Genomic DNA, 22,736 nt, shown 5'->3' with positions numbered 1-22,736 from the left:
GGATGAGCGAATACAGCGTTTTTAACATAGCCGACTGTCAGACGCTTCAGGTTGATCACCTTCAATTCGTGGAATGCCTTGCGCATCGGTTAGACTTGCCGCCTTTCCTCGTATCAAGAAGCCCGTTCATGGCCCAGCCGTCCACGACCTACAAGTTTGAACTGAACCTCACCGACCTCGACCGCAGCGTCTATGAGAACGTGAAGCAGACCATCGCCCGTCACCCTTCGGAAACCGAAGAGCGCATGACCGTTCGCCTGCTGGCCTACGCCCTCTGGTACAACGAGCAGCTGTCGTTCGGCCGTGGTCTGTCGGAAGTGGATGAACCTGCCTTGTGGGAAAAAAGCCTGGATGACCGCGTCCTGCACTGGATCGAAGTCGGCCAGCCGGATGCCGAGCGCCTGACCTGGTGCTCGCGCCGCACCGAGCGTACCAGCCTGTTGGCCTATGGCAGCCTGCGCGTGTGGGAAGGCAAAGTGGTGCCGGCGGTGAAAAACCTGAAAAACGTCAACATCGCTGCCGTGCCTCAGGAAGTCCTGGAAACCCTGGCCAAAGACATGCCGCGCGTCATCAAGTGGGACGTGATGATCAGCGAAGGGACGATCTTCGTCACCGACGACCGTGGTCAGCACGAAGTCCAGTTGCAGTGGCTGGCCGGTGAGCGCGGCTGATTTTTCGCCGCTTTAGCGCGTCACCCGGTTTTATCCTACGTATTGAAGAGAAGCATCTTTCACCCCATGCGCATCGAACCTCGCCTGCTGCCCGACACCCTGCCATTCCTCGGTGATATTCCGCCACTGCTGACCCGCCTGTACGCGGCGCGCGGCGTGCAATCCGAGGTGGAGCTGGACAAAAGCCTGGCGCGGTTGATTCCGTTCCAGCAGCTCAAGGGCATTGATGCCGCCGTGGATCTATTGGTGACGGCGCTGGAACAACGCCAGCGCATTCTGATCGTCGGCGACTTCGATGCCGACGGCGCGACGGCCAGCACCGTGGGCACGCTGGGCCTGCGTTTGCTGGGTGCGGCGCATGTCGATTATCTGGTGCCGAACCGTTTCGACTACGGCTACGGCCTGACACCGGAGATTGTCGCGGTCGCGCTTGAGCGTCGGCCTCATTTGCTGATCACCGTCGACAACGGCATCTCGAGCGTCGAAGGCGTGGCCGCGGCGCAAAAGGCCGGGCTCAAGGTGCTCGTCACCGACCACCACCTGCCCGGTGACGAGCTGCCGTTGGCCGACGCCATCGTCAATCCGAACCAGCCCGGTTGCGAGTTCCCGAGCAAGGCACTGGCCGGTGTCGGGGTGATTTTCTATGTGCTGATGGCCTTGCGTGCGCGGTTGCGCGAGCTGGGCTGGTACACCAGCAAGCCGCAGCCGAATATCGGCGAATTGCTCGATCTGGTGGCCTTGGGCAGCGTGGCCGACGTGGTGCCGCTGGATGCCAACAACCGGATTCTGGTGCATCAGGGGCTGGAGCGGATTCGCGCCGGACGTGCCCGACCGGGGATCAAGGCGATCCTCGAAGTGGCCAAGCGCGATCATGCGCGCATCACCTCCACCGATCTGGGTTTCATTGTCGGCCCGCGCCTGAACGCCGCAGGGCGCCTGGATGACATGAGCCTGGGCATCGAATGCCTGCTGACCGAAGACACAGGTCTGGCCCGTGAGATGGCTGCTCAATTGGACGGCATGAACCAGGATCGCAAATCCATCGAGCAGGGCATGCAACGCGAAGCGCTGGCGCAACTCAAGGATCTGCCGGTGGAGTCGATGCCGTTCGGCTTGTGCCTGTTCGATCCCGAGTGGCACCAGGGCGTCATCGGTATCCTCGCGTCACGGATGAAAGAGCGTTATTTCCGCCCGACCATCGCCTTTGCCGATGCCGGAGACGGCCTGCTCAAAGGCTCGGGGCGTTCGGTCCAGGGCTTTCACATCCGCGATGCCCTGAGCGTGGTGGCGGCGCAGCATCCGAATCTGATCACCAAGTACGGTGGCCACGCGATGGCGGCCGGCCTGACGCTGCCGGAGGCGAATTTCCCCTTGTTCGCCGAAGCCTTTGACGCTGAAGTGCGCCGGCAACTGCGCGAAGAAGACCTGACTGGCCGCCTGCTGTCGGACGGCACCCTGGCGGTGGAAGAATTTCACCTGGAACTGGCCCGCGCCCTGCGGCATGCCGGCCCTTGGGGGCAACACTTCCCGGAGCCGTTGTTTCATGGGGTGTTCCAGTTGGTCGAACAGCGGGTGGTGGGCGAACGGCACCTCAAAGTGGTGCTGAAAAGTGAATGTGGTTCGGTGAAACTCGACGGCATTGCCTTCGGGATCGACCGCGACATCTGGCCGAATCCCACCATCAAGTGGGTGGAATTGGCCTACAAGCTCGACCTCAACGAGTTTCGTGGCAACGAGACGGTTCAACTGATGATTGCCCACATCGAACCGCGTTGACCCGACACCTGTAGGAGCGAGCTCGCTCGCGATGGACGACAGGACACCGCGGGGTATCAGGTCCCCAGCGCCATCGTTCGCGTCCATCGCGAGCGAGCTCGCTCCTACAAGGGGGCGACATCCCCGATGTCGACTAGGCTCTAAGCACTGCTTGATTTTGGCCTTGTGACGTCTTGTCGAATTTTTTGCCCGCGGGGGCGGGTGCCGTACCTTTTTCCTGTCACTCGTCGACTATTCAAACAGAACCTGGAGCCTGCCCACTGATTCGAGAGGTGCCCCATGAGTCTGCTGCTTGAACCCTTTACCCTTCGTCAATTGACCCTGCCCAACCGCATCGCGGTGTCGCCTATGTGCCAGTACTCCAGCGCCGATGGCCTGGCCAATGACTGGCATCTGGTCCACCTTGGCAGCCGCGCTATCGGCGGGGCCGGACTGGTATTTACCGAAGCCACGGCGGTCACCGCCGATGGACGTATCACGGCTCAGGACCTCGGTCTGTGGAATGACGAGCAGATCGAACCCCTGCAACGCATCACCCGCTTCATCAATGCCCAGGGCGCCGTTGCCGGCATTCAACTGGCCCATGCCGGGCGCAAGGCCAGCACCCACCGGCCGTGGCTCGGCAAGCATGGCAGCGTCAAACCCGACGAGGGCGGCTGGGTGCCGGTCGGCCCTTCACCGATTGCATTCGACCCGCAGCACACCCAACCCAGACAACTCGATGACGGCGAGATCGCCAAGGTGATCCAGGCCTTTGTCGAGGCGGCAAAGCGCTCACTGACGGCCGGTTTCAAGGTGGTCGAAGTGCACGCCGCCCATGGTTACCTGCTGCATCAGTTCCTGTCGCCGTTGAGCAATCAGCGTCGCGATCAATATGGCGGTTCGTTCGAAAATCGCATTCGCCTGGTGCTGCAGGTCACCGAAGCGGTGCGTGCAGTGTGGCCTGAAGAATTGCCGGTGTTTGTCCGGGTCTCCGCCACCGACTGGGTGGAGGACGGCTGGAACCCCGATGAAACCGTGGAGCTCGCGCGTCGCCTCAAAGCGCTGGGGGTTGACCTGATCGACGTCTCGTCGGGCGGGACGGCGGTGAATGCCGAGATTCCCACAGGGCCGGGTTACCAGACCCGCTTTGCCGAGCGTGTGCGCAAGGAGTCAGGTATGGCCACCGGCACCGTTGGCATGATCACCGAGCCGGCGCAGGCCGAGCACATCCTGCGCACCTGTCAGGCGGACATCATCTTCCTGGCCCGGGAGTTGTTGCGCGATCCGTACTGGGCGCTGCATGCAGATGACGATCTGGGCGGGCACAAGGCCGTGTGGCCGGCGCAGTATCAGCGGGCGACTCACCGTGAGCAGCCGATTCATGAATCGGATTTGCGCGACTGACATCCATCGATACGAAAAAGCCCCTGGATCGTGAGACCCAGGGGCTTTTGTTTATACCAGCGACCGATCAGGCCGCTTCGATCTTGCTGCGGTTCTGTTCGACCTGGTTCAGGTAGTCCTTGAGCTTTTCCTGTTCGGCCACCGTCGTGAACAAACCGAGCTTGCTGCGACGCCAGAGGATGTCATGGGCGCTGGTGGCCCATTCTTCGCTGCACAGATAGTCGACTTCACGGGTGTAGAGACCACCGCCGATGTGCTCGCCCAAATCGCTGAGGTCCTGTACACCTTCAAGCATGCGCCAGGTACGGCTGCCGTAGGTGGTGGCCCAGCGGCGAGCGATCTCGGTCGGTACCCAGTCGAATTGATCGCGGATACGCGAGCTCAAGGCTTGCGGGGTAGTCATGTCTTCACCGCCCGGCAGCGTGGCGCTGGCGGTCCAGCTTGGCTGGATGTGCTTGAAGTACGGTGCCAGTTGCGCCAGCGCCGACTCGGCCAGTTTGCGATAGGTTGTGAGCTTGCCGCCGAACACCGACAGCAACGGCGCTTCTTCGCCGGTGCCAGACAGCGCCAGGGTGTAGTCGCGGGTCACGGCCGACGGGTTGTCGGATTCGTCGTTGCACAATGGGCGCACGCCGGAATAGCTGTGCAGGATGTCGCCGCGGCTGATCTGCTTTTTGAAGTGGGCATTGACCACGTTCAACAGGTAATCGGTTTCGCCGTCGGTGATCGCAACGGCTGCCGGATCGCCAGTGTACTCGCGGTCGGTGGTGCCGATCAGGGTGAACTGATTCAGGTACGGAATGGTGAACACGATGCGCTGATCTTCGTTTTGCAGGATGTGTGCGTGTTCACCTTCGTACAGTTTCGGCACGATCAGGTGGCTGCCCTGGATCAGGCGGATGCCGTAAGGCGATTCCATCTTCAGGTCATCCCGAATGAACTTGGCGACCCATGGCCCGGCCGCATTGACCAATGCCTTGGCGCGGATCGAAAACAGACTGCCATCGGCGCGTTCCAGGTGCAGGTGCCACAGGCCCTTGGTACGGCGCGCGCTGACGCAGCGGGTCTGGGTGTGAACGTGGGCGCCTTTTTCCCGGGCGGCCATGGCGTTCAACACCACCAGGCGCGCGTCGTCGACCCAGCAATCGGAATATTCGAAGCCTTTGGTGATCTCGCTTTTCAGCGCGCTGTCGGGGCCGAACTTCAGGCTTTTCGAACCTTCGAGTTGCTCGCGCTTGCCCAGGTTGTCATAGAGGAACAGGCCGGCACGGATCATCCACGCCGGGCGCAGGTGCGGGCGGTGCGGCAACACGAAACGCATTTGCTTGACGATGTGCGGGGCCTTGGCCAACAGCACTTCACGTTCGGCCAGGGCTTCACGCACCAGGCGAAATTCGTAATGCTCGAGGTAGCGCAGGCCGCCGTGGATCAGCTTGCTGCTGGCCGACGAGGTATGGCTGGCCAGGTCATCCTTTTCACAAAGGAACACTGACAGGCCACGGCCAGCGGCATCCGCAGCAATCCCCACGCCATTGATCCCGCCACCGATGACGGCGATATCGTAGACCTCGGCGAGAGGGGGCGTAGGCAAGGTGGAAGTGGGCATCGGCTCGGCCTCGGAATTCTTTGATGTTCTGTATTTGAATTCGAACATTAATGTTCATTTGCGAAAATACTAGCCCATAAAGACGCCCACAGCCAGTCAGCTTCGATTGAAAATACTCATCGAAGGGCCGTTAAAGGAAAATTTACGAACATTTTGATGCGTGTCAGGAGGGCTTTTGTGGCGAGGGAGCTTGCTCCCGCTGGGCTGCGAAGCAGTCCTGAAAACCGTTAACCAGGTTCAGTCAGGTGTATCGAGCCAGTCGGGTTCGCGACGGCTTCGCCGCCGAGCGGGAGCAAGCTCCCTCGCCACAGGGGAGCATTGCATTCGAAAGGCTTAAACAACCTCCAGCCGAACCTTGTGCTGGTTCAACAATTGCGCCAGCGCCGGGGAAGGCTGCTGATCAGTGACCAGGCAATCGACCAGGCTGATCGGCCCCAGGCGAATCATGGCGTTGCGCCCGAACTTGCTGGAGTCGGCCGCAAGGATCACTTGCCGGGCATTGGCGATGATCGCCTGGGATACCCGCACTTCCTGGTAGTCGAAATCCAGCAGGCTGCCATCCTCATCGATGCCGCTGATGCCCACCAGGGCGAAATCGACCTTGAACTGGTTGATGAAGTCGACACTGGCCTGACCCACCACACCACCGTCACGCCGAACGTTGCCACCAGTCAGCAGGACATCGAAATCGTCCTTGGCGCTGAGCATCGACGCCACATGCAGGTTGTTGGTGATGATCTTCAGGTGACTGTGGTTGAGCAGTGCCCGGGCGATGGACTCAGTGGTCGTGCCGATGTTGATGAACAATGAGGCATGGTCGGGAATCTGCGCGGCAATGGCTTCGCCGATACGCTGTTTTTCATCGCGCATCTGATCGGCGCGCATGGCGTAGGCGGTGTTTTCGACACTGGAATCATAAGCGGCGCCACCGTGGTAGCGACGCAACAAATTGGCTTCCGCGAGCTGATTGATGTCGCGGCGGATGGTCTGCGGTGTAACAACGAACAACGTGGCCATTTCCTCGATACTGACATAGCCGCGTTCGCGAACCAGTTCGAGGATTTGCTGCTGACGGGGAGGCAGATTCATGGGGCGTCCTTTGGGCTGCCGTGCAAAATTTGCCCATGATGCCGCAGGAATCTGCTCCCGACCAGTTACATGCAGATACGAGCTCGTATCCCGGTTTATTCAGCCTCGTCTTCAGCCGCCCAATTGCGGGTACGGCTGACGGCTTTTTTCCAACCGGCGTAGAGTTTTTCCTTCGCCGTTTCATCCAGCGTCGGCTCGAACTGGCGCTCGATCACGGCCTTGCCACGCAACTCTTCCAGGCTGCCCCAGAAGCCACAGGCCAGGCCTGCCAGGTAAGCCGCGCCGAGTGCCGTGGTTTCGCGCATTTGCGGGCACTCGACCTGAGTGCCGAGGATGTCGGCCTGGAACTGCATGAGGAAATTGTTTGCTACTGCGCCACCGTCCACGCGCAGGGCCTTCAGACGCTCCCCGGAGTCCTGCTGCATGGCGTCCAGCACGTCGCGGGTCTGGTAGGCAATCGATTCCAGGGCTGCGCGAATGATGTGGTCCACGCGTACGCCGCGGGTCAGGCCGAACAATGCGCCACGGGCGTACGGGTCCCAATACGGTGCGCCAAGTCCGGTGAAAGCCGGCACCAGATACACGCCGTTGCTGTCCTTGACCTTGTTGGCAAAGTATTCGGTGTCGTGGGCGTCGTTGATGATCTTCAGCTCGTCACGCAGCCATTGCACGGTGGATCCGCCGTTGAATACCGCGCCTTCCAGCGCATAGGCCACTTCGCCACGCGGGCCGCAAGCGATGGTGGTCAGCATGCCGTGTCGGGATTTCACCGCTTTGTCGCCGGTGTTCATCAGCAGGAAGCAACCGGTGCCGTAGGTGTTTTTCGCCTGGCCTGGCTCGACGCACATCTGGCCGAACAGGGCGGCTTGCTGGTCGCCGGCAATACCACCGATGGCAATGCCGCTTTTGGTGTGACCATAAATTTCCGACGAGGATTTCACTTCCGGCAGCATCTCGCGCGGAATATCCAGTACCTCCAGCATCTTCGCATCCCACTCCAGGGTGTGGATGTTGAAGAGCATGGTGCGCGAGGCGTTGGTGTAATCGGTGACGTGGACCTTGCCGCCGGTAAATTTCCAGATCAGCCAGCTGTCGACGGTGCCGAACAGCAGCTCGCCGTTGCGCGCGCGTTCGCGGCTGCCTTCGACGTTGTCGAGAATCCACTTGAGCTTGGTGCCGGAGAAATACGGGTCCGTGACCAGGCCGGTGGTTTCACTGATGTATTGCTCGTGACCGTCGCGCTTGAGTTGCTGGCAGATCTCGGTGCTGCGGCGGCACTGCCAGACGATGGCGTTGTAGATCGGGCGGCCGGTGTTCTTGTCCCACACCACGGTGGTTTCGCGCTGGTTGGTGATGCCGATGGCTGCGACCTGATCGTGGTGCAGGCCGGCTTGTGCCAGGGCCTCGACCATCACGGCGCTTTGTGTGGCGAAGATCTCCATCGGATCATGCTCGACCCAACCGGCTTGCGGGTAATGCTGTGCGAACTCCCGTTGGGCGGTGCACACCACGTTCGCGTCGCGGTCGAAAATGATCGCGCGGGAGCTGGTCGTACCCTGATCGAGGGCAATGATGTAGTTCTTATTCTGTGTGTCGGTCATGTCGATTGCCTTGGACGAAAAAAGGGAGTGAGGTCTGGCGCGTGATCAAAGGGCAGGGGCACGCGTCAACGGTATCAAGAAGTTCTCGGTTTGCCGTCGATGGCAGGTACTGCTTCCTTTGTAGCAGGTGTGGCGTTTGGCAGATGGCGGGCAATCAACCCGCGATAGGCCGCAGCGCCGAGGCAGGCACCGACAATCGGCGCGAAAACCGGAATCAGGAAGTACGGAATGTCGCGTCCGCCAGTGAAGGAAATTTCACCCCAGCCGGCGAAGAAAGTCATCAGTTTAGGGCCGAAGTCTCGTGCAGGGTTCATGGCAAAACCGGTCAGCGGTCCCATCGAACTGCCGATCACCGCAATCAGCAGGCCGATCAGCAGCGGTGCCAGCGGGCCTTTGGGCAGGCCATTGTTGTCGTCGGTCAGGGACATGATCACGCCCATCAGGATGGCTGTAATGATCACCTCGACCAGAAATGCCTGGGCGGTGGTCAGCACAGGGTTCGGGAAGGTGGAGAACACGGAGGCCAGTTCAAGGCTGGCTTGAGTGCCGCGAACCATGTGCTGCGTTTGTTCGAATTCGAAGAATAGATTGCTGTAGAGCGTGTAAACCAACAGTGCTCCACAGAAGGCCCCCGCCACTTGGGCGAGTACGTAGAAAGGCAGTTTACGCTTTTCGAAGTCCGCAAAAATGCTCAGGGCAATGCTGACGGCAGGGTTCAGGTGAGCTCCGGAAACCCCGGCGGTGAGGTAGATCGCCATGCTGACGCCGACGCCCCAGATAATGCTGATTTCCCACAAGCCAAAACTGGCACCCGCGACTTTGAGCGCGGCAACACAACCTGTACCAAAAAAGATCAGCAGCGCTGTACCCAGAAACTCGGCCATGCATTGGCTCGAGAGCGACGGTTGTTGTAAAGCAGTTGTCATTGAAACCTCAATTTTTTTTGTTGTCTGGCGCTTTTTTCCATCATGGTCAGAGCGCGGTTTTCGCCGAGGCAGGATCCCCATCCTGGTCGCGGTTTACTGCTGGTTGCTGCGGTAGGACATTTTGTGCAGTTTCAGAAACGAAAAAATATAGACAAGAAACACTACTGTCAAAGGTCGAAAGTGAACCATCGGTCATAAATAAACTATTCGTCGCATGAATGAACAAGTCGTTGGGCAATGGGATGGCCAGACGATGGCGTTATGGATGCACCGCCGTAGAGCCTTTTAACGATCAATGTCCTAGAATCCGGCGCAGTATTTTTCTTCTGCCGCCCTGTCTGGAGCTGCCATGACCCCCGCATTGGATTTGTTGAAAAAGGTTCGGGCCGAACATCGCGTACACAGTTACGAACATGATCCGAAGGCTGCCTCCTACGGGCTGGAAGCAGCAGAAAAACTCGGGCTCGATCCGGCGCAGGTGTTCAAGACCTTGCTGGCGGCCAGTGAAAAAGGCGAGTTGCTGGTGGCCGTGGTGCCGGTTGTCGGCAGCCTGGACTTGAAAGGGCTGGCCCACGCCGCAGGGGTGAAAAAGGTAGAGATGGCCGACCCGGCGGCAGCGCAGCGCTCCACTGGCTATCTGTTGGGCGGGATCAGTCCGCTGGGGCAGAAAAAGCGTTTGCGTACATTCATTGATAATTCAGCTCAGCCCTTCGCCAGCATTTTTGTCAGTGCGGGCCGGCGTGGACTGGAAGTCGAACTGGCACCGGCCGTGCTGGCCGAACACACCCAGGCGAAGTTTGCCGATATCGGCCGTGCGTGAGCGTTGGAGTGCGCGCAGCGCTGTATGGTGAAAATCGGCCAGCTCTGTCACTGGTGCCGGGTCGGCCGGCGCTGCATGCTCGGCGGTCTGACAAAGGGAGAAGGTTATGCAGCTAGAGTTCCATCAGGTCGACGCGTTCAGCCATCAGCCATTCAGCGGCAACCCGGCGATGGTCTATCGGCTCGATACCTGGCTTGCCGATGAATTGATGCAAAAAATTGCTGCCGAACACAACCTCGCCGAAACGGCGTTTGTCGTGCGCGAAGGGCAAGGGTGGCACATCCGCTGGTTCACACCGACCACCGAGGTGCCATTGTGCGGTCATGCGACGCTGGCTAGCGCCCATGTGTTGTTTGAGATCTACAAGGAACCCGTCGAACGACTGGACTTTGTCTGCAAATCCGGCCCGTTGAGCGTAACGCGTGAAGGTGGGCGCCTGTGGCTGGATTTCCCGTCGATCATCCCCACGGAAATCGGCGTGACCCTGGATGTCGAGCGTGCGCTCGGCGTTGAGGCTGTCGATGTACTGGGTTCGAATGAGTTGTTTGTGGTGCTGGAGTCCGAGCAAGCGGTGCTCGACTGCAAGCCGGACATGGTGGCCCTGGCGAAACTGCCGTGGTTGGGCGCTATCGTGACGGCACGTGGCAACCACCACGATTTCGTGTCCCGCTATTTCGCACCGGCGATCGGCATCAACGAAGATCCGGTAACCGGATCGACCCATTGCAGCCTGATTCCGTACTGGTCCAAGCGTTTGGGCAAGTCGAGCCTGACGGCCTGTCAGCGTTCGACGCGAGGTGGGGAGTTGTTCTGCCGGCTGGAAGGTGATCGGGTGAAGATCGGCGGGAATGCAACGCTCGTGGCGAGCGGAACGCTGATGCTGGGCTAACGTAAATCCAATGTGGGAGCGAGCTTGCTCGCGATAGCGGTATTACATTCAACGAGGTTGTTGACTGTCCCAACGCCATCGCGAGCAAGCTCGCTCCCACAGGGATTGTGTTGTTTAGTTAGCGGTGCTGTAGCGCCGGACACCTGATTCAACAGCTGGAATCTGAGCCGCCGTGCTGCCTGACGCCTGGAACAGCACCAGGTGTTCAGCCGCGACACGAATACCCACATCCGCCCCAACCTGACAATCGACATGGCTCGGGAAGATCGATTCCAGTTGTGCGCCTGTCGGCAGCTGCAAGCGATAAAGGGTCGAGGCACCGAGGAAGGTCTTGCCGGCGATTCGCGCCTTCAGCGGGCTGTCCGGTGCATGGACGATATCGTCCGGGCGCAGCAGCACGTCCACAGCACCGCCTACCGGCCAGGTGTAGGCCCGGTTGCCGCACAACTCACCCAGCTCGGTCTGCACCGATTCGGGGCTGCTCAACTGACCACGAATGAAATAGCCCTGGCCGATGAAGCTGGCCACAAAGGGCGTCAGTGGTTCGTGGTAGAGGTTGTAGGGTGTATCCCACTGTTCCAGTCGACCTTCCTTGAACACGCCAACGTGGTCGCTGACCGCGAAGGCTTCTTCCTGATCGTGTGTCACCAGAATCGCGCTGGTGCCACGAGCCTTGAGGATGTCGCGTACTTCATGGCTGAGCTTGCGGCGCAATTCGCCATCGAGGTTGGAGAACGGCTCGTCGAGCAACAGCAGTTGCGGTTCCGGCGCCAGTGCGCGGGCCAGGGCGACACGCTGCTGCTGCCCGCCGGAAAGCTCGTGTGGGAAGCGCTTGCCGAGGTTCTTCAGGTTGACCAGTTCCAGCAGCTCTTCGGTAACGCGATCCTTTTGCGGGTGCTTGCGAATGCCGAAGGCGATGTTGTCGGCCACGCTCAAATGCGGGAACAGCGCGTAGTCCTGGAACACCATGCCGATGCGACGTTTCTCCGGGGCGAGGGTGAAACCGGCGCTGGAGATGGTCTCGCCCGCCAGCTGGATTTCGCCTTCGTGTACCGGTTCGAAACCGGCAATCGCCCGCAGCGTGGTGGTTTTGCCACAGCCGGAAGAGCCCAGTAGGCAACCGATGTCGCCGGCGTTCAAATGCAGGTTCAGGTTCTGCACCACTCGCTGGTCCTGGTAACCGCAGGCGAGGTTGCGCAGGTTAAGCAGTAATGGCTGGCTCATGCGTGGTGGTACGAAGGCGGAACGAGGAATTCGAGCAAGGCTTTTTGCGCGTGCAGACGGTTTTCGGCTTGATCCCAGGCCACCGAGCGCGGGTCGTCGAGCAGGTCGACGCTGATTTCCTCGCCACGGTGCGCCGGCAGGCAATGCATGAACAGTACGTCGTCAGCGGCCAGATCGAGCAGGGCGCGGTTGACCTGGTACGGTGCGAACAACTGCAGACGCTTGGCGGTTTCCTCTTCCTGGCCCATGGAGGTCCAGACGTCGGTGCTCACCAGGTGTGCACCACGCACGGCATCTTTCGGGTCGCGAACGATGGTGACCCGGTCGCCGGCCTTGGCCACGAATTCAGGATTGGGCTCATAGCCTTCCGGACAGGCAACGCGCAACTGGAAGTCGAACTGGATCGCCGCTTCTATATAGCTGTTGCACATGTTGTTGCCGTCGCCGATCCAGGCCACGGTCTTGCCCTGGATGGAGCCGCGGTGTTCGAGGTAAGTCTGCATGTCTGCCAGCAACTGGCACGGATGCAGGTCATCGGACAGGCCGTTGATCACCGGTACGCGGGAGTTGGCGGCGAATTCGGTCAGGTTGCTGTGGGCAAAGGTACGGATCATCACCGCGTCGAGCATGCTCGACATGACGATGGCGCAGTCGCCGATCGGCTCGCCACGGCCCAGTTGGGTGTCACGTGGCGACAGGAAGATCGCCTGGCCGCCGAGCTGGATCATGCCGGCCTCGAAGGAGATCCGGGTACGGGTCGAGGATTTCTCGAAAATCATCCCCAGGACGCGGTTTTTCAGAGGCTCGAACAGTACGCCGCGGTTACGCAGGTCCTTGAGCTCAACGCCTCGACGGATCACGCTGACCAGCTCTTCGGGCGTGCAATCCATCAGGGAGAGAAAGTGCCTTGCGCTCATCATTGACTACCTTTTTGCTACAAACCGCAGATGCTCAAAGCCTTGTTTGACGGAACAACGGGCGAGACCTGCGGCGTAAGCCGCACGGGGCGACGAAATAGGGGAAGGCGCGATCTTATAATTAAATGTCGCGTCTTACCAATAGGGCTACAGTTTTTAGGGAGTTTCAGAGGTGCTACGGGTTCACCGAAGTAGCGCTTTTGAAGCCTGTTTCCTGATAGCAGCGGCTCATTTGTACACCGGCCTCTCGGGGCTTGGCAATCAGGCTGGGCGGCAATGGTGTGTTGGCAGTCGGTTTCTGACCTGTCATTCCTGGTCTTGGGTAGCGTGTCGCCAGCCTGAAATATTTGCTAATGCAAAGTGCTGGGTTATAAATAAATCTCGAGCGGCGCAGGAAGCTTCCAGATGGAATCGAAAGAACAGCTGTTAATGGAACTACTGGGCCTCACGGCGCGCTCGCTGACCCACCTCACCGCTTCGATGACGACGATGTCCTTCGAGTTGTTGCGCAGCGAAGACGAGGTCACCCGGTCTGCCGGCCGTCACATGATCGACCGCATGGCCACCATCAGCGCCGGGCTCAATGAGCACTGGCGCCTGATTGGCGAGCTGACCGGCGTGCATGGCCCTCACGGGCCGATTGAAACCCGTCAGGAAATCCAGTTGCAGGCGCCGCCCAGACTGCCTTCGAACTGATGCCTGGCGGTTATCGGCTGGCCTGATAACCCTCGATTCACAAGACGAACGTCGCTGGCGTGGTGGCAGGTCTGGCGCCATAGTTTTGTTTCCGCGGCCATTGTTGCCCGCCCATGACAAGACAGAGACTGGCCATGACCAAGACTCTCCATCACCGTGCGTGCCACTTGTGCGAAGCCATCTGTGGCCTGACCATCGAAACCACTGAGGTCGAACGCGGTAACGTCCAGATCACGTCGATCAAGGGAGACCCCCAGGACACATTCAGCCGCGGGCACATCTGCCCCAAGGCCGTGGCATTGCAAGACATCCAGAATGACCCGGATCGTCTGCACCAGCCCATGCAACGGGTGGGCAATGAGTGGCAGCCCATCGAATGGGACGCGGCATTCAATCTGGTCGCCGAGCGCCTCGCCGCCATTCAGGCGCGTCACGGACAAAACGCCGTGGCGGTCTATCAAGGCAACCCCAGCGTGCACAATTACGGGCTGATGACCCACAGCAATTACTTCCTTGGCCTGCTGAAAACCCGCAACCGGTTTTCCGCGACGTCGGTCGATCAATTACCCCATCACCTGACCAGTCATTTGATGTACGGCCATGGTTTGTTGCTGCCAATCCCCGACATCGATCACACCGATTTCATGCTGATCCTGGGCGGCAACCCGCTGGCTTCGAACGGCAGCATCATGACCGTACCGGATGTGGAAAAACGGTTGAAGGCGATACAGGCCCGGGGTGGCAAAGTGGTGGTGGTCGACCCGCGCCGTAGTGAGACGGCGGCAATTGCCGATCAGCATCTGTTCGTGCGCCCGGGAGGTGATGCCGCGCTGTTGTTCGGGCTGCTCAACACCTTGTTCGCTGAAGGTCTGACCCGTGACAGCCATCTGCCGGTAGACGGTCTGGAGGCGGTGCGGGAGGTTGTTGCGCCGTTCACCGCCGAGGCCATGAGTCCGTTGTGTGCCGTGCCGGCCGAACAGATCCGCCAATTGGCGCGGGACTTCGCTGCGGCACCGAGTGCAGTCTGCTATGGCCGCATGGGCGTCTCGACCCAGGCCTTCGGTACGCTGTGCCACTGGGTGGTGCAGTTGATCAACCTGGTCACCGGCAACCTCGATCGCGTGGGTGGTGCCTTGTGCACCGAGCCGGCGGTGGACCTGGTGGCGACGACGTCGGGCGGGCATTTCAATCTGTGGCAGAGCCGGGTTTCCGGGCGCCCGGAGTACGCTGGAGAGTTGCCGGTGTCGGCGCTGGCCGAAGAGATGCTCACCGAAGGGGAAGGGCAAGTCCGGGCGTTGATCACGGTGGCAGGCAATCCGGTGCTGTCCACGCCCAATGGCCGAAAGCTCGAGCAGGCGCTGGACGGGCTGGAGTTCATGGTCAGTATCGACCTGTACATCAATGAAACCACGCGTTACGCCGACCTGATCCTGCCGTCCACATCGGCGCTGGAAAACGACCATTACGACACCACATTCAACCTGTTCGCGGTGCGCAACGTCAGTCGTTTCAACCGCGCCATCCTGGCCAAACCCGAAGGTGCGTTGCACGACTGGGAGATCTTCGTCGGGCTGGCCAAGGCATTTGCCGCCAGGACCGGCAAGGAGTTGAAGCCCACCATCGCTCCGGCGCAAATGATCGATCGCGGCCTGCGCATGGGGCTGTATGGCGACACTTCGGAGCACAAGCTGTCGCTGGCGACTTTGTTCGATCATCCCCATGGTGTTGATCTGGGTGCGCTCAAGCCTAACCTGGCGCCACGCCTGAAGACGGCCAATCAACGCATCCAGGCTGCGCCTGCCGTGATTTTCGCCGACCTGGCGCGCTTCGCAGCCTTGCAGGCGCCGGCCGCCGACGAGTTGTTGTTGATTGGTCGCCGGCATGTACGCAGCAACAACTCATGGATGCATAACTATCATCGGTTGGTGAAGGGCAAGCCTCGTCACCAGTTGCTGATGCATCCGGACGACCTGGCCAGTCGCGGGCTCAATGACGGGCAACGTGTGCGGGTCAGTTCGCGAGTGGGCGTGATTGAAGTCGAAGTGCTTGGCTGTCTGGACATGATGAAAGGCGTGGTCAGCCTGCCTCACGGCTGGGGTCATGCGCGGCCGGGCGTGCAAATGTCGATTGCCAGCAGTCAGCCGGGCTCCAGCGCCAACGACCTGACCGACGAATGCCGGATTGACGAACTGTCGGGAAATGCGGCGCTCAATGGCGTGCCAGTGACCGTGGCCGCCGCATGAATCATACTGACGGAGAGACCGAGCAGGGCGCTCGGCTTTCCGTTACAATGCGCCACCGTGCCGACCCATGAGTCGGAAAGTTCAGCCGAGGTGCTCCATGGATATCATCGAAACGATTAAAGAGCAGATTGCCAACAACACCATTCTGCTTTACATGAAAGGCTCGCCGAATGCCCCGCAGTGCGGCTTCTCCGCGAAAGCTGCACAGGCTGTGATGGCGTGTGGTGAAAAGTTTGCGTACGTGGACATCCTGCAGAACCCGGAAATCCGCGCCAACCTGCCAAAATATGCCAACTGGCCAACCTTCCCGCAGCTGTGGGTTGCCGGTGAGTTGGTCGGCGGTAGCGACATCATGACTGAAATGGCCGCCGACGGTTCGTTGCAAGCGCTGATCAAGGACGCCGCCGCCAAGGCCGCAGCTCCAAAGACCGAAGCCTGACCACGTTTCTCTGTAGGAGCGAGCTCGCGATGGACTCAAGAGCACCGCGGGGAATCAGACTCTCCGCATTATCGTTGACCACCATCGCGAGCAAGCTCGCTCCTACACAGAGACAACAGGCAATAAAAAGCCCCGCCACTCGAAAGAGGGCGGGGCTTTTTATTGCATCGAGGTTAATGGCGTAGAAGTTACTCGTCTTCGCCCATTTGCGATTGCAGGTAGTTCTCGATACCGATCTTCTCGATCAGGCCCAACTGGGTTTCCAGCCAGTCGATATGTTCTTCTTCGGACTCGAGGATATCTTCAAGCAGCTCACGGCTGCCGAAGTCGCCAACTGTTTCGCAATGAGCGATAGCCACCTTGAGATCCGCGTGACCGGTGCGTTCGATACGCAGGTCGCACTCAAGCATTTCCTTGGTGTGTTCGCCGATGTGCAGCTTGCCCAGGTCCTGGACGTTCGGCAGGCCTTCAAGGAACAGGATCCGCTTGATCAGCTTGTCCGCGTGCTTCATCTCATCGATGGACTCGTGGTACTCGTGCTTGCCGAGCTTGTTCAGGCCCCAATCTTCATACATGCGCGCATGCAGGAAGTATTGATTGATCGCGACCAGCTCATTGGCAAGGATCTTGTTGAGATGCTGGATGACTGTAACGTCGCCTTTCATGATGGGGTCCTGCCCTTTATTAGCTGTCAATAGAGCAGAGTTTGAGCCGCGTATTTAATAGTGTCAAACCTAAGTTATTGAAACTTAAATGAAAATTAATCGGAATAAGAATGTTTGTGTTCCGCGTCTAGAGCATAACTAGTTGATTTTGAGACATAAAAACCGGACATATGTCCGGTTCTTTGAAATTCGATATTCAAGCGGCTGTAAATTCTGCTGGATATGGAATTGCAGCCTGGGCCGTTTGCAGTTTTGTCAGGGTCTCGCGGACCACTTCCTTGGCCAGGCAGGCACATTTGCCGCATTGGCTGGCAACGCCTGTGGCCACGCGGACTTCCTTGTAGCTGCAGCATCCTTCATAGATCGCATCGCGGATTTGACCGTCGGTGACGCCAGTGCAGAGGCAAACATACATAGGGAAGGACCGTCGCTGATTGTGACTCAATTGCGATGGATCTTAATGTTAACGAGAATGATTGTCAAAGTGGTTTCAGAGCGCTTTTCGTCATAAACGGGTATGGCTGACGAACGGTCAGCCTGGCAAGTCGGGGGATACAAAACCGTCGGGGATTTCATCGTACAGGGAAAAAACAGCTAAGCCAGCTCAAACACGCGGTGTATGATGGCCGGTCTTTTGCGACCGGGGATCGTGTCACAGGGCTGTCGCCTCAGGGTGGCAGGCTGATGCGAACCCTGTTTCTCACGCTATTACACCAGGAGATATCCAATGAGCGTACTCGTAGGCAAACAAGCCCCTGACTTCACCGTACCGGCCGTACTCGGCAATGGCGAGATCGTTGACAGCTTCACCCTGTCTTCGGCGATCAAAGGCAAATACGGCCTGGTGTTCTTCTACCCGCTGGACTTCACCTTCGTTTGCCCGTCCGAGCTGATCGCTCTGGACAACCGCATGTCCGAGTTCAAGGCACGCAACGTTGAAGTGGTCGCCGTGTCGATCGACTCGCACTTCACCCACAACGCCTGGCGCAACACCCCGGTCAACAATGGTGGTATCGGCGAAGTTCGCTACACCATGGCTGCCGACATCAAGCAGGAAATCATGAAGGCCTATGACGTTCAGTCCGCTGACGGTGTGGCTTTCCGTGGCGCGTTCCTGATCGACGACAAAGGCGTTGTCCGTTCGCAGATCATCAACGACCTGCCGCTGGGCCGTAACATGGAAGAGCTGCTGCGTCTGGTCGACGCCCTGCAATTCCACGAAGAGCACGGCGAAGTCTGCCCTGCCAACTGGAAAAAAGGCGACAAAGGCATGAACGCTTCGCCAGAAGGCGTTGCGGCTTACCTGACCGAGCACGCTGCCGCTCTGTAAGGCACACGCTCCAGCTATAAAAAGCAGGTACAAAAAAACCGGCCATCGAGGCTAATGCCAGTCAGTTAAGCTGACTGGCATTTTTATTTTTGATCGGATACTTCGGGGATTTCAGCCTGATAGCTCGCGGATAAACCCGCTCTTCCCGGCGATGCGGCAGTACATAGTGCGGGGCCGAGGCATGCAATTCGGCGAGGTATTTGGGGATGTTCCCTGAGCGATCCGCAGAAACGCCATTGATAAAACCCAGGATCGCCCAAGTACACGCGGTGAAGCTTAGCTCGCACGGATGGATGCCCGGACAATGGCGGCTCATTTCCACCATCTGATAACGCAACAGGTTGTAGCCCAGCAACACGCCCCACAACTCTTGCTCGATCATCTCGGGCGTCTTGCTACGCAACGTGTAGCTGCTGTTGAGCAGTGTCTGTTTCATTTCCCTGAATCCTAATTCGATTTCCCAGCGATGGCTGTATAGGTCGACGATTTCATCGGATGGGAAACGCAGCGGATCGACCATCGACGTCAAAATCTGACAGACCTTGCCCTTTACGGTCTTGCTTAGGAGCCTTGCGGTTAGGCGCTCTGGCAAGCCTGGCCACTGCTTGCGGGCCTGCGGCGAAGTGCTGAGCGAGACCACCGCATCCTGACGCCCCAAGCGCTGAATCACTTCGTACTGCGCACCTTTACGCAGCGGCATCAGCCAATGCCGCTCAGTGCCGGCCTGCTGCCATTGGTGCAGCAACCCCAAGGAGTAGAAACCGCGATCAAACAGCGTCAGCGAGTGATCTGGCGTGGTGTCGATCAGTTGCTCTGCCAGTTTCATTTCGTTACTGCGATAGCCATCAAAAGCACTGCCGATCAGCAAATGGCTGGTCAACTCCATTTGGCAAACCATGCGCACCTGAGGAAAACCGGTATCGCCATGCTGGTTGCTGGCGGAGTCGTAACGCGCACGGTTTTCGGGTGTATCGGGCGTTCGCCAGACGACACCGTCGACCCCCAGTAAACGCAATCCGGCCCAGGTCGGATGGCCGGCCGCTTCATGCCAGCTTTTCTGCGTCAGATCGAAGACTTGTCGTACGGCCTCGCTACCCAATCGTTGACGGGCCTGGACTACGGCGCTGGGTGCGACCAGTGGGCGTTGCCCGGGCAGCATGATGTTCATGCGACTGACCACATCCCACGCCGACATGCGCCGGAAAAACGCCATGGAGATGACGCACCAGAGCATCATTTCCAAGGGCAGACGCCGCTTGCGAAGGGTGGCTACGCCGGCCTGTTCCAACGCTTGCTCGACCAGAGAGGGATCAAGCAACGAGTCCAATCCCTCAATGGAATTGGGAGTCGAGACGAAGTTGTGGGTTAGTTCCAGTGCCCGAGCCAGACGCATAAAAAAATCCGATGCCTATTCAGGCATCGGATTTTGATTTCTTGCGGCCAAAGGTCAAGCGACGAGGCTTAACTGATCGGCATTAGCCATCGAGGCCGGTTTTTTTATGCGCGGGATAAACCTGGAACTCCTGTAGGAGCGAGCTCGCTCGCGATGGACTCAAGAACGCGACGGGGAACCAGGCAGCCCGCGTTATCGTTGACCACCATCGCGAGCAAGCTCGCTCCTACAGGTGTATCAGAGACCGCAATCAATCGTCGAAGTCTTCCCTACCACCCATTTGTTTCCAGCGATTGACGATGCCGCAGAACAGCTCTGCCGTCTTCTCGGTGTCATAGCGCGCCGAGTGAGCCTCACGACCGTCGAAGTCGATGTCAGCTGCCTGGCAGGCCTTGGCCAGCACGGTCTGGCCATACGCGAGGCCTGCGAGCGTTGCGGTATCGAAGCTGGAGAACGGATGGAACGGGTTGCGCTTCATGTCCAGGCGCGCAACCGCAGCATTCAGGAAGCCCAGGTCGAAGCTGCTGTTGTGCCCGACCAGGATCGCCCGTTTGCAGCCATTGGCCTTGAGGGCCTTGCGCACGCCACGGAAGATATCGTTCAGGGCTGACTCTTCACTCACGGCCATGCGCAGCGGGTGATCGAGCTTGATCCCGGTGAACTCCAGGGCCGCGGCTTCGATGTTCGCGCCTTCGAACGGCTCGACTCGGAAGAAGTAGGTGTGATCCGGGTAAACAAACCCCTTTTCATCCATGGCGATGGTGGTCGCGGCGATTTCCAGCAGGGCGTCGGTGGCCGAGTTGAAGCCACCGGTTTCTACGTCGACGACAACCGGCAGGTAACCGCGAAACCGCGCGGCCATAGGATGACGGGAACCGCCTCCGCCACCATTGCCTTCCAGTTCGTCATCGAAATGGTCTTCACTCACGCGTGTTCCTCCAGCAGGCGCCAGCGCAGTTTTTCACCGGCGCGCAGCGGGATAACGGTCAGCTCGCCAAACGGCAGGCTGGCAGGGGCGGTCCATTCTTCGCGGACCAGGGTGATGCGATCGGTGTTGGCCGGCAGACCATAGAACCGAGGGCCGTTGAGGCTGGCGAAGGCCTCGAGCTTGTCCAGCGCATTACGCTGTTCGAAGGCTTCGGCGTACATCTCGATGGCAGCAAAGGCGGTGTAGCAACCGGCACAGCCGCAGGCCGCTTCCTTGGCGTGCTGGGCGTGGGGCGCCGAGTCTGTGCCGAGGAAGAACTTCTCGCTGCCACTGGTGGCGGCGTCGAGCAGGGCTTCCTGGTGGATATTGCGCTTGAGGATCGGCAGGCAATAGAAGTGCGGCCGAATCCCGCCCACCAGCATGTGGTTGCGGTTGTACAGCAGGTGGTGAGCGGTGATGGTCGCGCCCACGTTGGCCGAAGCCGAGTTGACGAACTGCACGGCGTCGGTGGTGGTGATGTGTTCGAAGACCACTTTGAGGGTCGGGAAACGCTCGACCACACGGCGCATGTGCTCATCGATGAAGAATTTTTCGCGGTCGAATACGTCGACATCGCCACGGGTGACTTCACCGTGAATCAGCAACGGCATCCCGACTTCGGCCATGGCCTCGAGTGCAGGGAAAATCTTGTCGATGCTGGTCACACCAGAGTCCGAGTTGGTGGTCGCGCCGGCCGGGTACAGCTTGGCGGCGTACACGAATCCGCTGGCCTTGGCTTCGCGGATTTCTTCAGGCTGGGTGCGGTCGGTCAGGTACAGGACCATCAGCGGCTCGAACGGGCTGCCGGCCGGGCGGGCAGCGAGAATCCGCTGGCGATAGCCGTCGGCTTCGGCCGTGTTACGCACCGGTGGAACCAGGTTGGGCATGATGATGGCGCGGCCAAAGGTGCGCGCGACATCCGCAACAGTATTGGTCAACACGGCACCATCGCGAAGATGAATGTGCCAGTCGTCGGGACGCAGCAGGGTCAGGCGGTCGGACATGAGGGGATTCCAGGCGGGTCAAACTCAGGGGAATGCTACCGGAAAAGACTCTTGCAGGCACTCGCTATCAAGTTTTACGGGAAGCTTCCGATATCCAACAGGTATGCCGTAATCATGCGTGTGTCGGTCTTTTTGTTGTAGAAGCCAGTGGAGCCTCCCGTGCGCCAGCGTTATTTAGCCTTGCTCAGTGTGTTTGCCAGCCTTCCCGCGATGGCGCTCACTTTCCAGACCCGTCTGGAGAGCATTGAGTGGACGGTCGAGGGTGACAAGTTCGAATGCCGCCTGGTTCAGCCGATTACCGACTTCGGTTCGGGCGAGTTCGTGCGTCGTGCCGGCGAGCAGGCGACTTTTCGTCTGAAAACCTACAACCCGATGATCGGCGGCGGTTCGGCGACCTTGCTGGCCGCTGCGGCGCCGTGGCAACCGGGGCGTGACGATATCAATCTGGGCACGGTGAGTATCGGCAGCGGCAACGTGTTGTTCAACAGCTCACAGGTTCAGGCCGGGCGTCTGATCAGCGGACTGATGGACGGTCGCAGCCCGGTGGTTCGCCATTCTTCGGGCGATGGCCGGGTGTCGGAAGTGCGTTTGCTGCCGGTCAGGTTCACCAAGGCGTTTGCCGATTACCAAAGCTGCGTGGCCAAACTGTTGCCGCAGAACTTCGAGCAGGTGAGGCAATCCGAAGTCGGCTTCCCCGGCGGCGGAATCGAGCTCGACAGCGCCGCGAAGGCCAGGCTACAGGTCATGCTGGAGTACATGAAGGCCGATCCGACGGTCAATCACATCGAGCTCGACGGGCACTCCGACAACAGCGGCAACCGCCTGACCAACCGCGACCTTTCACGGCGCCGGGCCCTGGCAGTCATGGAGTTCTTCAAGGCCAACGGCATCCAGGAGTCGCAAATCACCCTGCGTTTCCATGGCGAACGTTATCCGCTGGCACCCAATACCAACAACGCCAACCGGGCGAAGAACCGACGGGTAGCGGTACGCCTGGAGCGTGGAGCGCCTGCGGAACAAGTCGCCCCGCAAGCGACGAAAGCGGCCACTTCGACAACTTCCTGACGCAGCGGTCATCGTCGCCCTCTCGACAT

The 22,736-nt window shown here is 59.5% G+C and carries 21 protein-coding genes; 10 read left to right on the top strand and 11 right to left on the bottom strand.

The genetic code is table 11. The annotated features are described in order from the left end of the window. Positions 1-128: 128 nt before the first annotated feature. From RS887_RS06070 to RS887_RS06060, 3 genes are all read left to right on the top strand, one after another. Positions 129-671 carry a YaeQ family protein gene (locus RS887_RS06070; RefSeq protein ID WP_007998514.1) on the top strand — a complete coding sequence of 181 codons (543 nt, stop codon included), beginning with the start codon at positions 129-131 and terminating at the stop codon, positions 669-671. Between the two features lie 66 nt (positions 672-737). Continuing rightward, the gene (recJ, locus tag RS887_RS06065) at positions 738-2,447 is read left to right on the top strand and encodes a single-stranded-DNA-specific exonuclease RecJ (protein WP_322614742.1); all 1,710 of its coding nucleotides are present in this window, start codon (positions 738-740) and stop codon (positions 2,445-2,447) included. 279 nt (positions 2,448-2,726) lie between these two features. Continuing rightward, positions 2,727-3,833, top strand: a complete 1,107-nt coding sequence (locus RS887_RS06060) for an NADH:flavin oxidoreductase/NADH oxidase (RefSeq protein WP_111279777.1) — start codon at positions 2,727-2,729, stop codon at positions 3,831-3,833. 67 nt (positions 3,834-3,900) lie between these two features. On the opposite strand, the gene glpD is transcribed toward RS887_RS06060, so the two are convergent. The 4 genes from glpD to RS887_RS06040 all read right to left on the bottom strand — a co-directional run bounded on the left by glpD (position 3,901) and on the right by RS887_RS06040 (position 9,055). Next, positions 3,901-5,439 carry a glycerol-3-phosphate dehydrogenase gene (gene glpD / locus RS887_RS06055; RefSeq protein WP_111280607.1) on the bottom strand — a complete coding sequence of 513 codons (1,539 nt, stop codon included), beginning with the start codon at positions 5,437-5,439 and terminating at the stop codon, positions 3,901-3,903. A 333-nt stretch (positions 5,440-5,772) separates the two neighbouring features. Continuing rightward, positions 5,773-6,528: a DeoR/GlpR family transcriptional regulator gene (locus RS887_RS06050; protein ID WP_007971301.1), complete on the bottom strand. Its 756-nt coding sequence runs from the start codon at positions 6,526-6,528 to the stop codon at positions 5,773-5,775. Between the two features lie 95 nt (positions 6,529-6,623). Continuing rightward, a complete protein-coding gene (glpK, locus tag RS887_RS06045) occupies positions 6,624-8,129 on the bottom strand; it encodes a glycerol kinase GlpK (RefSeq protein ID WP_322614741.1) in 1,506 nt (501 codons plus the stop codon). A 74-nt stretch (positions 8,130-8,203) separates the two neighbouring features. Continuing rightward, the gene (locus tag RS887_RS06040; RefSeq protein ID WP_008018553.1) at positions 8,204-9,055 is read right to left on the bottom strand and encodes an MIP/aquaporin family protein; all 852 of its coding nucleotides are present in this window, start codon (positions 9,053-9,055) and stop codon (positions 8,204-8,206) included. Between the two features lie 349 nt (positions 9,056-9,404). On the opposite strand from RS887_RS06040, the gene ybaK reads away from it, so the two are divergent. Continuing rightward, on the top strand, positions 9,405-9,875 hold the full coding sequence (ybaK, locus tag RS887_RS06035; protein ID WP_007971306.1) for a Cys-tRNA(Pro) deacylase: 471 nt from the start codon (positions 9,405-9,407) through the stop codon (positions 9,873-9,875). Between the two features lie 106 nt (positions 9,876-9,981). Then, the gene (locus RS887_RS06030) at positions 9,982-10,764 is read left to right on the top strand and encodes a PhzF family phenazine biosynthesis protein (protein WP_322614740.1); all 783 of its coding nucleotides are present in this window, start codon (positions 9,982-9,984) and stop codon (positions 10,762-10,764) included. A gap of 114 nt (positions 10,765-10,878) precedes the next feature. On the opposite strand, the gene RS887_RS06025 is transcribed toward RS887_RS06030, so the two are convergent. Then, complete coding sequence (locus RS887_RS06025; RefSeq protein ID WP_322614739.1) at positions 10,879-11,988, bottom strand: ABC transporter ATP-binding protein; 1,110 nt, start codon at positions 11,986-11,988, stop codon at positions 10,879-10,881. Continuing rightward, entirely contained in the window at positions 11,985-12,905 is a 921-nt protein-coding gene (argF, locus tag RS887_RS06020) for an ornithine carbamoyltransferase (protein WP_322614738.1), read from the bottom strand. The genes RS887_RS06025 and argF overlap by 4 nt, the downstream gene beginning before the upstream one ends. A gap of 405 nt (positions 12,906-13,310) precedes the next feature. On the opposite strand from argF, the gene RS887_RS06015 reads away from it, so the two are divergent. From RS887_RS06015 to grxD, 3 genes are all read left to right on the top strand, one after another. Further along, entirely contained in the window at positions 13,311-13,601 is a 291-nt protein-coding gene (locus tag RS887_RS06015; protein WP_322614737.1) for a hypothetical protein, read from the top strand. A gap of 134 nt (positions 13,602-13,735) precedes the next feature. After that, positions 13,736-15,844 carry a molybdopterin oxidoreductase family protein gene (locus RS887_RS06010; RefSeq protein WP_322614736.1) on the top strand — a complete coding sequence of 703 codons (2,109 nt, stop codon included), beginning with the start codon at positions 13,736-13,738 and terminating at the stop codon, positions 15,842-15,844. A gap of 97 nt (positions 15,845-15,941) precedes the next feature. Beyond that, positions 15,942-16,283, top strand: coding sequence for a Grx4 family monothiol glutaredoxin (gene grxD, locus RS887_RS06005; RefSeq protein ID WP_102672271.1), 342 nt, complete (start codon positions 15,942-15,944; stop codon positions 16,281-16,283). A gap of 188 nt (positions 16,284-16,471) precedes the next feature. Here grxD and bfr read toward each other — a convergent pair whose 3' ends face one another. Both bfr and RS887_RS05995 read right to left on the bottom strand, forming a co-directional pair. Next, positions 16,472-16,948: a bacterioferritin gene (bfr, locus tag RS887_RS06000; protein ID WP_057396758.1), complete on the bottom strand. Its 477-nt coding sequence runs from the start codon at positions 16,946-16,948 to the stop codon at positions 16,472-16,474. Between the two features lie 196 nt (positions 16,949-17,144). After that, positions 17,145-17,363 (bottom strand): bacterioferritin-associated ferredoxin, encoded by a 219-nt coding sequence (locus RS887_RS05995; RefSeq protein ID WP_007985869.1) that lies wholly within the window; start codon positions 17,361-17,363, stop codon positions 17,145-17,147. A gap of 312 nt (positions 17,364-17,675) precedes the next feature. Here RS887_RS05995 and RS887_RS05990 point away from each other — a divergent pair, with 312 nt between their 5' ends. Further along, a complete protein-coding gene (locus tag RS887_RS05990) occupies positions 17,676-18,278 on the top strand; it encodes a peroxiredoxin (protein ID WP_007971324.1) in 603 nt (200 codons plus the stop codon). Between the two features lie 61 nt (positions 18,279-18,339). Here RS887_RS05990 and RS887_RS05985 read toward each other — a convergent pair whose 3' ends face one another. The 3 genes from RS887_RS05985 to pyrC form a co-directional block, all read right to left on the bottom strand. After that, on the bottom strand, positions 18,340-19,671 hold the full coding sequence (locus RS887_RS05985; protein WP_322614248.1) for an IS4 family transposase: 1,332 nt from the start codon (positions 19,669-19,671) through the stop codon (positions 18,340-18,342). Positions 19,672-19,921: 250 nt separating this feature from the next. Next, positions 19,922-20,599 (bottom strand): ribonuclease T, encoded by a 678-nt coding sequence (rnt, locus tag RS887_RS05980; protein WP_322614735.1) that lies wholly within the window; start codon positions 20,597-20,599, stop codon positions 19,922-19,924. Next, entirely contained in the window at positions 20,596-21,642 is a 1,047-nt protein-coding gene (pyrC, locus tag RS887_RS05975; RefSeq protein ID WP_008018542.1) for a dihydroorotase, read from the bottom strand. Before pyrC ends, rnt begins: the two co-directional genes overlap by 4 nt. A gap of 159 nt (positions 21,643-21,801) precedes the next feature. Between pyrC and RS887_RS05970 the strand changes: the two genes are divergently transcribed. Then, on the top strand, positions 21,802-22,707 hold the full coding sequence (locus tag RS887_RS05970; RefSeq protein ID WP_322614734.1) for a flagellar protein MotY: 906 nt from the start codon (positions 21,802-21,804) through the stop codon (positions 22,705-22,707). Positions 22,708-22,736 lie beyond the last annotated feature (29 nt).

This window comes from Pseudomonas sp. BIC9C (genome assembly GCF_034541995.1).
Taxonomy (GTDB): Bacteria; Pseudomonadota; Gammaproteobacteria; order Pseudomonadales; family Pseudomonadaceae; genus Aquipseudomonas; species Aquipseudomonas fluorescens_CC.
The sequence above is the reverse complement of the archived record's forward strand: the minus strand, read 5'-3'. Positions and strand labels throughout refer to the sequence as shown.

Excerpts from the sequence above, each read along its gene's own strand:
- RS887_RS06070 (WP_007998514.1), top strand. The coding sequence starts at position 129 with ATGGCCCAGCCGTCCACGACCTACAAGTTTGAACTGAACCTCACCGAC.
- recJ (WP_322614742.1), top strand. The coding sequence starts at position 738 with ATGCGCATCGAACCTCGCCTGCTGCCCGACACCCTGCCATTCCTCGGT.
- RS887_RS06060 (WP_111279777.1), top strand. The coding sequence starts at position 2,727 with ATGAGTCTGCTGCTTGAACCCTTTACCCTTCGTCAATTGACCCTGCCC.
- glpD (WP_111280607.1), bottom strand. The coding sequence starts at position 5,439 with ATGCCCACTTCCACCTTGCCTACGCCCCCTCTCGCCGAGGTCTACGAT.
- RS887_RS06050 (WP_007971301.1), bottom strand. The coding sequence starts at position 6,528 with ATGAATCTGCCTCCCCGTCAGCAGCAAATCCTCGAACTGGTTCGCGAA.
- glpK (WP_322614741.1), bottom strand. The coding sequence starts at position 8,129 with ATGACCGACACACAGAATAAGAACTACATCATTGCCCTCGATCAGGGT.
- RS887_RS06040 (WP_008018553.1), bottom strand. The coding sequence starts at position 9,055 with ATGACAACTGCTTTACAACAACCGTCGCTCTCGAGCCAATGCATGGCC.
- ybaK (WP_007971306.1), top strand. The coding sequence starts at position 9,405 with ATGACCCCCGCATTGGATTTGTTGAAAAAGGTTCGGGCCGAACATCGC.
- RS887_RS06030 (WP_322614740.1), top strand. The coding sequence starts at position 9,982 with ATGCAGCTAGAGTTCCATCAGGTCGACGCGTTCAGCCATCAGCCATTC.
- RS887_RS06025 (WP_322614739.1), bottom strand. The coding sequence starts at position 11,988 with ATGAGCCAGCCATTACTGCTTAACCTGCGCAACCTCGCCTGCGGTTAC.
- argF (WP_322614738.1), bottom strand. The coding sequence starts at position 12,905 with ATGAGCGCAAGGCACTTTCTCTCCCTGATGGATTGCACGCCCGAAGAG.
- RS887_RS06015 (WP_322614737.1), top strand. The coding sequence starts at position 13,311 with ATGGAATCGAAAGAACAGCTGTTAATGGAACTACTGGGCCTCACGGCG.
- RS887_RS06010 (WP_322614736.1), top strand. The coding sequence starts at position 13,736 with ATGACCAAGACTCTCCATCACCGTGCGTGCCACTTGTGCGAAGCCATC.
- grxD (WP_102672271.1), top strand. The coding sequence starts at position 15,942 with ATGGATATCATCGAAACGATTAAAGAGCAGATTGCCAACAACACCATT.
- bfr (WP_057396758.1), bottom strand. The coding sequence starts at position 16,948 with ATGAAAGGCGACGTTACAGTCATCCAGCATCTCAACAAGATCCTTGCC.
- RS887_RS05995 (WP_007985869.1), bottom strand. The coding sequence starts at position 17,363 with ATGTATGTTTGCCTCTGCACTGGCGTCACCGACGGTCAAATCCGCGAT.
- RS887_RS05990 (WP_007971324.1), top strand. The coding sequence starts at position 17,676 with ATGAGCGTACTCGTAGGCAAACAAGCCCCTGACTTCACCGTACCGGCC.
- RS887_RS05985 (WP_322614248.1), bottom strand. The coding sequence starts at position 19,671 with ATGCGTCTGGCTCGGGCACTGGAACTAACCCACAACTTCGTCTCGACT.
- pyrC (WP_008018542.1), bottom strand. The coding sequence starts at position 21,642 with ATGTCCGACCGCCTGACCCTGCTGCGTCCCGACGACTGGCACATTCAT.